Annotated in this window: 8 protein-coding genes, 1 pseudogene and 2 riboswitches; of the genes and pseudogenes, 5 read left to right on the forward strand and 4 right to left on the reverse strand. The window is 36.1% G+C overall.

All coding sequences use genetic code 11. The annotated features are described in order from the left end of the window. Window positions 1–306 precede the first annotated feature (306 nt). Window positions 307–1,083, forward strand: coding sequence for a 3-hydroxybutyrate dehydrogenase (locus tag AC1DTM_RS13715; RefSeq protein WP_088099489.1), 777 nt, complete (start codon window positions 307–309; stop codon window positions 1,081–1,083). A gap of 61 nt (window positions 1,084–1,144) precedes the next feature. Here the strand turns inward: AC1DTM_RS13715 and AC1DTM_RS13720 are convergent, their stop codons facing one another. The 4 genes and pseudogenes from AC1DTM_RS13720 to AC1DTM_RS13735 all read right to left on the reverse strand — a co-directional run bounded on the left by AC1DTM_RS13720 (window position 1,145) and on the right by AC1DTM_RS13735 (window position 4,744). Then, window positions 1,145–1,282: a YvrJ family protein gene (locus tag AC1DTM_RS13720; RefSeq protein WP_000393342.1), complete on the reverse strand. Its 138-nt coding sequence runs from the start codon at window positions 1,280–1,282 to the stop codon at window positions 1,145–1,147. Window positions 1,283–1,356: 74 nt separating this feature from the next. Further along, window positions 1,357–2,402: pseudogene (gene mtnA, locus AC1DTM_RS13725) on the reverse strand (S-methyl-5-thioribose-1-phosphate isomerase). Further along, the gene (gene mtnK, locus AC1DTM_RS13730) at window positions 2,399–3,580 is read right to left on the reverse strand and encodes an S-methyl-5-thioribose kinase (RefSeq protein WP_002111574.1); all 1,182 of its coding nucleotides are present in this window, start codon (window positions 3,578–3,580) and stop codon (window positions 2,399–2,401) included. The pseudogene mtnA and the gene mtnK overlap by 4 nt, the downstream one beginning before the upstream one ends. Before the next feature lie 88 nt (window positions 3,581–3,668). Continuing rightward, a riboswitch (SAM riboswitch) is annotated at window positions 3,669–3,809 on the reverse strand. 71 nt (window positions 3,810–3,880) lie between these two features. Next, entirely contained in the window at window positions 3,881–4,744 is an 864-nt protein-coding gene (locus tag AC1DTM_RS13735) for a carbon-nitrogen family hydrolase (protein WP_033711022.1), read from the reverse strand. A 14-nt stretch (window positions 4,745–4,758) separates the two neighbouring features. Between AC1DTM_RS13735 and AC1DTM_RS13740 the strand changes: the two genes are divergently transcribed. From AC1DTM_RS13740 to AC1DTM_RS13755, 4 genes are all read left to right on the forward strand, one after another. Then, entirely contained in the window at window positions 4,759–5,949 is a 1,191-nt protein-coding gene (locus AC1DTM_RS13740) for a pyridoxal phosphate-dependent aminotransferase (RefSeq protein WP_016106075.1), read from the forward strand. Between the two features lie 52 nt (window positions 5,950–6,001). Further along, window positions 6,002–6,107: riboswitch (SAM riboswitch) on the forward strand. Window positions 6,108–6,171: 64 nt separating this feature from the next. Further along, window positions 6,172–7,416, forward strand: coding sequence for a 2,3-diketo-5-methylthiopentyl-1-phosphate enolase (gene mtnW / locus AC1DTM_RS13745; protein ID WP_016106076.1), 1,245 nt, complete (start codon window positions 6,172–6,174; stop codon window positions 7,414–7,416). Then, the gene (locus tag AC1DTM_RS13750) at window positions 7,413–8,072 is read left to right on the forward strand and encodes a 2-hydroxy-3-keto-5-methylthiopentenyl-1-phosphate phosphatase (protein ID WP_016106077.1); all 660 of its coding nucleotides are present in this window, start codon (window positions 7,413–7,415) and stop codon (window positions 8,070–8,072) included. Before mtnW ends, AC1DTM_RS13750 begins: the two co-directional genes overlap by 4 nt. Further along, window positions 8,069–8,707, forward strand: a complete 639-nt coding sequence (locus tag AC1DTM_RS13755; RefSeq protein ID WP_477000356.1) for a methylthioribulose 1-phosphate dehydratase — start codon at window positions 8,069–8,071, stop codon at window positions 8,705–8,707. The genes AC1DTM_RS13750 and AC1DTM_RS13755 overlap by 4 nt, the downstream gene beginning before the upstream one ends. The last annotated feature ends 32 nt before the right edge of the window (window positions 8,708–8,739 follow it).

Genomic DNA, 8,739 nt, shown 5'->3' on the forward strand with positions numbered 1-8,739 from the left:
ACCATATTTCGCTAATTTTTCACTCATTTCATAACCATATATTTCACCTTCAGAAATAATAGCAAGTAAGCAACCTTCTAAAATCCCTTTTAGCATTTGACTTGTCGACATAATTCAAATCCTCCCACTATCTTGTTTTACAAGATAGATAAGCGTAAGTATCTTGCTTTACAAAATAGTATAACAGAGACTATTTTGCAAAACAAGATAGCTAACGATTTTTTCCAAATGTTTGCAGGAATTTCATAGTTCCCCCTCTAAATAGAGCAATAAGAGAACTTTTATTATGAAGGAGTGTTTTTCATCATGGTTACAAATCGAGTTGTCTTTTTAACAGGTGCTGCGAGTGGTATTGGTTATGAAATGGGGAACGCTTTTGCAAAAGAAGGCGCAAAAGTTGTTATTACTGATCGCCTTGAAGATCGTGCGAAAGAAGCTGCTGAACAATTACAAAAAGAAGGCTTTCAAGCTATCGGTTTAAAATGTGACGTTACATCTGAAGAAGAAATTACAGCAACGCTTTCTCAAACAGTTAGTCATTTCGGTTCACTAGATGTATTAATTAACAATGCAGGAATGCAACATGTTTCACCGATTGAAGATTTTCCAACTGAGAAATTCGAACTTCTTATTAAAATAATGCAAATCGCTCCATTTATCGCCATCAAACACGCTTTTCCTATTATGAAAAAACAAAAATACGGCCGGATTATTAACGTCGCTTCTATTAACGGCCTTGTCGGATTCGCTGGAAAAGCTGCCTACAATAGCGCAAAACATGGCGTAATTGGATTAACAAAAGTTGCCGCTTTAGAAGGTGCTATCCATGGTATTACTGTAAATGCCCTTTGCCCTGGTTATGTCGATACCCCTCTTGTACGCAATCAACTAGAGGATTTAGCGACTACACGAAATGTACCACTTGAAAATGTTTTAGAAGATATTATTTATCCTCTTGTACCGCAGAAGCGCTTGTTGCAAGTACAAGAAATTGCAGATTATGCTATGTTTTTAGCAAGTGAAAAGGCAAAAGGCATAACTGGTCAAGCTGTTGTTATCGATGGTGGTTATACTGCTCAATAAGAAAAATAAAGTTTGCTCACGAAGAGCAAACTTTATTTTTCTTTCTATCGCGAGGATCTTCCTACTTTAGTAATTGTTTAGGGAGTTTCTCAATTGCAACAATCACTCCGTCTAATTTACTTTCAATGCGATGTAGTAAATATAGCGTTACAACAATTGGAAACCCCACATTACCTATCATCCTGATCCACTCTTCCATCTTTCTCTCCTCCCTTCATTACATAAATAAGAGGAAAAGAGAATCTTAGGCATAAAAAAACAAGCTATTTGTGATTAGCTTGTTTTTTCAAATAATGACGTAATTTCTTGCTTATAATCTCCACGTAAAATACCTTTCTCAGTTATAATTCCTGTAATTAATCCATGCGGTGTTACGTCAAATGCAGGGTTAAATACAGGCGTTCCAAGTGGCGCCACTTGTTTCCCAAAAATTTTCGTAACTTCTGTTTCATCTCTTTCTTCAATGACAATTTCAGCACCTGTTTGTTTCGTAGTATCAAATGTAGATAACGGTGCTGCAACGTAAAATGGGATACCGAAATACTTTGCTAATATAGCTAAATTTAATGTTCCTATTTTATTAGCAGTATCACCGTTTTCAACGATTCGATCTGCTCCTACAATAATCGCATTAATTTCTTTCGTTCGAATTGCATGTGCTGCAGTATTATCCGTAATAAGCGTTACATCAATGTCTGCTTGCTTCAATTCCCATGTCGTTAAACGACCACCTTGTAAAACCGGTCTCGTTTCACACGCATAGGCATGTAAACGTACACCCTTCTCTTTCCCAATATAAAATGGGGCTAATGCTGTTCCATATCTAGCAGTTGCAATACTTCCAGCGTTACAAATTGTTAAAATTTTATCACCGTCTTTAAAGCMTGTTCTCCAATACTTCGGCACACCACTTCATCCTCTTGCTGAATACGAAGTGCTTCCTCTTCTAATATTTTTTGTGCTTCTTTTATTGTAGAAATCCCTCGTATAGCTTCTCTCATGCGATCAATTGCCCAAAATAAATTGACTGCCGTCGGACGTGATGTCCCTAAATAGTTACAATCTCTATTAAACTTCTTTTGAAATTCATCGATATTTGTAGCATCATATTTCTTTGCCGCAAGCGCCAAACCAAACGCAGCTACAATCCCAATTGCAGGTGCTCCGCGTACTTCTAACATAATGATACTTTTCCATACATCTTCAACATTCGTTAATGTTTTGTATTCAGTGACATGCGGCAACTTTGTTTGGTTTAATACCGCAATGGTATCTCCTTTCCAACTTACAGATCTCGGAATAGTAATGATTGTACTCATGCCTTTACGCCTCCTGAAATTGTATGTTGAAATAATGTTCGGAACAGTTGTATATCTGCGCTCTTTGATTCATATTTTAATAGTTCTTTCCCTAAATAAAGTGCTTGTTTTTTAGCTTGAATTCTTCTTTCTTTATCTGATATTTCATCTAAATCTGCCACGTGTGCTAGACCAATTGTTCTACGAATCAGTTCACATCCAGCAAATCCAACAATATCACTAAAAATATTTTGCAAAATAATTGGTAACCATTGTTTCTCTTTCGTATATACTTCTACACCTTCTCCAATCCATAGCTTTGTAAAAGCTTCTACAAAATAACTCCATGTTTTCTCGATATGGAAAAATAGCACACTTCTTTTTTCCTCTTCACGCGATAACGCATTTAATAATAAATTTGCAATAAATTGGCCAAGATCAAATCCAAATGGACCGTACGTTGCAAATTCTGGATCAATTACTTTCGTTTCAGAAGGCGATGAAAATATACTACCAGTATGTAAATCCCCATGAATGAGCGCTTCTTTTCTCGTTAAAAACTTATACTTATACTGTGCTACTTTTAATTTTAAATTTTTGTCACTCCACAGTTCATCAACCGCTAGTTGTAACTCTGGCTCATAATCATTCGTATCATAATGACCAAACGGATCTGTAAACACTAAATCTTCTGTGATTTTACTAAGATCTGGATTAACAAATTCACTATCTAACACTCTTTTCTCTTCTGAACGTACGCCGAAATCTGAAGTATAAAATAAAACATGTGCTAGAAAGCGACCAATATGCTGGGATAAAAGAGGATACTCTTCTCCGTCTATTAATCCTTTTCTTGTAATCGTTAGCCTTGATAAATCTTCTATTACTGTCACTGCCAACTCCTCATCATGACTGTATACTTCTGGAACGTATTCCGGTACATACTTCGCGAAAATTTGTAGTGCTTTACTTTCAATCGTTGCTCTTTTTATTGACAATGGCCAGCTCTCACCAACTACTTTTGCATATGGAAGTGCTTGTTTTAATATAATTGTCTTCTCTCCATCATCTAATTTGAATACGTAATTTAAATTGCCATCTCCAATTTCATGGCAGATTACATTCGCTTTCTTATCAAAGTATCCATGTTCTTTTGCGTAGTGTACAGCTGTTACTTCTGTTAATGAATAATATCCCATCGTCTTCTCCCCCTTTTAATTCAGAGGTTTTTCTAGCACAGAAAAACCTCTTCCCACAAAGAAAGAGGTTTGAAGTTTATCTTCTCCCCTCTTATCTGCCAGAAAGTTTACTTTCTGCTGGAATTAGCACCGTGCCTTTTGACGTCATAAACGCCCCATTTCACAATGGTATTGCGGTCGGTTGCTGGGCTTCATCGGGCCAAATCCCTCCACCTGCTCTTGATAAGAGTTGTATAATTTTTTGAATTTTTAACTTTATGATGAAGACTATACCAAGAATAAAAATCACTTGTCAACATTTTATTTGTATAATTCTGGACGACGATCTGCAAAAACTGGGATTCCTTTGCGAACCTCTTTAATTTTCTCGAATTTCAGCTCTCCAAATAAAATAAATTCCTCTTCATTTGCCTCTACTACAACTTCACCCCAAGGATCGACAATTAAAGAATGACCTGCAAACTCATTGTTCGGATCCTTTCCTGCTCTATTACATGCTACAACATAACACTGGTTTTCAACTGCTCTCGCCTGTAAAAGCAAACGCCAATGCGCTAAACGTACTAATGGCCATTCTGCTACAACAAATAAAACTTTTGCACCTTTAGCAGTATGAACACGCATCCACTCCGGAAAACGAATATCATAGCAAATTGTGCCAGCGCACTCTACATCATCTAGCTTAAATTCACCTGTCTCATTACCAGCTACTAAATATTTATGTTCATCCATAAGCTGAAATAAATGTACTTTACTATATTCATTGACTAGATTCCCTTCATTGTTTACAACATACATTGTATTTGTAACACCTTGCTCTGTTTGCTTCGCTATGGAACCACCAACAATATGTACACCATATTGTTTCGACCATTCTTTCAACTTTTCTTTCGTTTCCAATCCATCCCTATCTGCAATTTCAGAAAGTCTTGTTAAATCATATCCTGTTGTCCATAATTCTGGTAAGACGATAACATCTGGTCTTTCTTTCATCGCTTCGCTTATTTTATTTTTAGCGTTCTCAATATTTTTTTCTACATCACCAAAGACAATATCCATTTGAATACATGCGACTTTCATTTTGTCCGCCCCATTCCTAATTTTTTCTTTACAAAATACTGGAAAGATTATATCATTTGTCACTAGAATTGTAACAACTTTCAAAAGAGGTGAAAAGTATGAAAAATTTTCAACCTTCCGAAGTAGTAACATCATTGCCGACACAATTTTTCGCTTCACTTGTTGCAAAAGTTAACAAAGTCGTTGCAGCTGGTCACGATGTTATTAATCTAGGTCAAGGTAATCCAGATCAACCAACACCACAGCATATCGTAAAAGCTTTACAAGATGCTGCTGAAAAGGCCATTCATCATAAATATCCGCCATTTCGCGGACATGAAAGCTTAAAAGAAGCCGTGGCAACATTCTATCAACGTGAATATGATGTAGTAGTAAATCCAAAAACTGAAGTTGCTATTTTGTTTGGTGGAAAGGCTGGATTAGTAGAATTACCAATTTGTTTTACAAACCCTGGTGATACCATTCTCGTTCCAGATCCAGGCTATCCAGATTATTTATCCGGAGTTGCTTTAGCAAAAGCGCACTTTGAAACAATGCCGCTTATTGCAGAAAATAATTTTTTACCAGATTATACAAAAATTGATGACTCTATTGCCAAGAAATCCAAGTTAATGTTTTTAAACTATCCTAATAATCCTACCGGTGCTACTGCATCAAAAGAATTCTTTGATGAAACCATTCATTTTGCTAGTAAACATAATATATTAGTTGTTCATGATTTTGCTTACGGTGCTATCGGATTTGATGGTCAAAAGCCTGTTAGTTTCTTGCAAGCAGACGGCGCCAAAGATACAGGAATTGAAATTTACACTTTATCAAAAACTTTCAATATGGCTGGCTGGCGTATTGCTTTTGCAGTGGGGAATGAAAGTGTCATCGAAACAATTAACCTATTGCAAGATCATATGTATGTTAGTATTTTTGGTGCAGTTCAAGATGCTGCCCGCGAAGCACTATTAGGCTCGCAGTCTTGTGTGGTAGATCTTGTTAATAGTTATGAATCTCGGAGAAATGCTCTTATTTCAGCTTGTCACTCAATTGGTTGGAATGTAGATATTCCAACCGGATCATTCTTTGCATGGCTTCCTGTACCAGAAGGATATACATCTGAGCAATTTTCTGATATTTTGCTAGAAAAAGCACACGTTGCAGTTGCTCCTGGTGTTGGATTTGGTGAGCACGGCGAAGGGTATGTCCGTGTTGGTCTCTTGCATACAGAAGATAGATTACGAGAAGCAATTAATCGAATTGATAAATTAAATTTTTTCAAAAAGTCATTGACAACATAAAAAATATCTGACAAAATTCAGTTATCTTAAAAATTTAAACATTTCTAAATACTTCTTATCAAGAGCAGGTGGAGGGACGAGCCCGACGAAACCCGGCAACCGATCTACAATTGTAGACACGGTGCTAATTCTCGCAGCGTTACGCTGACAGATAAGGAGCTGGTTGTAAAAAAACCTCTCCTTAGCTGAGAGGTTTTTTTATTTAACTAGGAGGTTATAACAATGAGCGGAATTATAGCGACATATTTAATCCACGATGATTCTCACAACTTAGAAAAGAAAGCGGAACAAATTGCAATTGGTTTAACAATTGGCTCTTGGACTCATTTGCCACACTTATTACAAGAACAATTAAAACAACATAAAGGCAATGTCATTCATATTGAAGCGTTAGACGAACAAGAACATATTAACTCTTACCTTGGCAAAAAAGTATCACGTGGACTCATTAAAATTCATTATCCATCGCTGAACTTTAGCCCCGACTTACCAGCCATTTTGACAACAACATTTGGAAAACTTTCGTTAGATGGAGAAATTAAACTAATTGATTTAACATTCTCAGACGAATTAAAGAAACAGTTTCCTGGACCAAAATTTGGAATCGAAGGCATTCGAAACCTGTTACAAGTTCAAGATCGCCCTCTTCTAATGAGTATTTTTAAAGGGATGATAGGACGGAATATTGGATATTTAAAAACTCAACTACGCGATCAGGCAATTGGAGGCGTAGATATTGTAAAAGATGATGAAATTTTATTCGAAAACTCATTAACACCACTTACAAAAAGAATTGAATCTGGGAAAGAAGTTTTACAATCTGTATACGAAACTTACGGACATAAAACTTTATACGCAGTAAATTTAACAGGGCGAACTTATGATTTAAAAGAGAACGCGAAACGTGCGGTGGTAGCTGGAGCAGACATTCTTTTATTTAATGTATTTTCTTATGGATTAGATGTACTGCAATCACTTGTAGAAGACGAGGAAATTCCAATTCCTATTATGGCACACCCTGCTGTAAGTGGCGCATATTCGTCATCGAAACTATACGGGTTCTCTTCTCCATTACTACTTGGAAAATTACTACGTTACGCTGGTGCTGATTTCTCTTTATTCCCATCACCATACGGCAACGTTGCATTAGAAAAAGAGGAAGCTCTTCTCATTACAGAAGCATTAACTGAGGAAGACCACTATTTCAAGAAAAGTTTTTCTGTTCCATCTGCTGGAATTCATCCTGGTTTCGTTCCCTTTATTCTACGAGATTTTGGTAAGGATGTTGTTATTAATGCCGGTGGCGGGATTCATGGGCATCCAAATGGAGCTCAAGGTGGTGGCAAAGCTTTCCGTGCTGCAATTGAAGCTACTTTACAAGGTAAACCACTCCATGAAGTGGATGAAATAAATTTGCATAGCGCACTACAAATATGGGGAAATCCTTCTCATGAGGTGAAATTATGAGTATTCAAGTATTTTGTGATTTCGATGGTACGATTACAAATAACGATAATATCATGTCCATTATGGAAAAATTCGCACCACCAGCAGCAGAGGAAATAAAGCAAAAAATTTTATCGCAAGAACTTTCTATTCAAGAAGGTGTTTCTCAATTATTTCGATTAATACCTATTAATCTACACGATGATATTATTCAGTTTTTACAAGAAACTGCTGAAATCCGTACAGGTTTTCATGAATTCATACAATTTATTAATGAAAATAACATTTCCTTTTACGTTATATCAGGTGGAATGGATTTCTTCGTCTATCCACTCTTACAAGAAATAATCCCTAAAGAACAAATTTATTGTAATGCAACTGACTTTTCAGGAGAATTTGTTGAAGTTAAATGGCCGCACCCTTGTGACGAGCAATGTCAGCATAGTTGTGGTCTCTGTAAATCATCATTAATTCGGAAACTAAGCTCTAAAGATGATTTTCATATTGTGATAGGAGATTCCATTACTGATTTACAAGCAGCAAAACAAGCAGATAAAGTATTTGCCCGTGACTTCCTTATTACAAAATGTGAAGAAAATCATATTGCTTATATATCCTTTAACACATTTCACGATATTCAAGTCGAATTACAACATTTGTTGGAGGTGAAATCATGAAACAACTTTTTCGTCAATGGTATGACTTAAGTGAAATAAAAAAAGAATTAACAACTCGGAATTGGTTTCCAGCAACAAGTGGAAATATTTCTATAAAAGTCAGTCATGATCCCCTTACTTTTCTTATTACAGCAAGTGGCAAAGATAAAACAAAAACCACTCCAGATRATTTTCTATTAGTAAATCATCAAGGAGTTCCCGTTTTAGAAACTGAGTTACGCCCTTCAGCAGAAACAATATTGCATACACATATTTATAACAGTACGAATGCCGGGTGCGTACTTCATGTTCATACAACTGATAATAATGTCATCACAAATTTGTATAGCGATAAAGTCACCCTTCAAAATCAAGAGATTATTAAAGCTCTTGATATTTGGGAAGAAGGTGCAACGATTAACATTCCTATTATCGAAAATGATGCTCATATCCCAACGCTTGGAGAGAAATTTCGAAAGCATATACAAGGAGATTCAGGAGCAGTATTAATTCGAAACCATGGCATTACCGTATGGGGCCGTGATAGCTTTGATGCAAAAAAAAGATTAGAAGCTTATGAGTTTTTATTCCAATTTCATATAAAATTATTATCAATTCAAGGAGGCGTTTCTAATGGCGCAAATTCGTATTCATGAGGAAAATACTCGTATTGAGAATGAAGTAGAAG

The sequence above is a fragment of the Bacillus sp. P4_D3 genome (assembly GCF_056401855.1).

Bases quoted from the DNA above. Each gene is read 5' to 3' on its own strand.
- AC1DTM_RS13750 (WP_016106077.1), top strand. From the start codon at position 7,413: ATGAGTATTCAAGTATTTTGTGATTTCGATGGTACGATTACAAATAAC.
- AC1DTM_RS13740 (WP_016106075.1), top strand. From the start codon at position 4,759: ATGAAAAATTTTCAACCTTCCGAAGTAGTAACATCATTGCCGACACAA.
- AC1DTM_RS13715 (WP_088099489.1), top strand. From the start codon at position 307: ATGGTTACAAATCGAGTTGTCTTTTTAACAGGTGCTGCGAGTGGTATT.
- AC1DTM_RS13720 (WP_000393342.1), bottom strand. From the start codon at position 1,282: ATGGAAGAGTGGATCAGGATGATAGGTAATGTGGGGTTTCCAATTGTT.
- mtnW (WP_016106076.1), top strand. From the start codon at position 6,172: ATGAGCGGAATTATAGCGACATATTTAATCCACGATGATTCTCACAAC.
- mtnK (WP_002111574.1), bottom strand. From the start codon at position 3,580: ATGGGATATTATTCATTAACAGAAGTAACAGCTGTACACTACGCAAAA.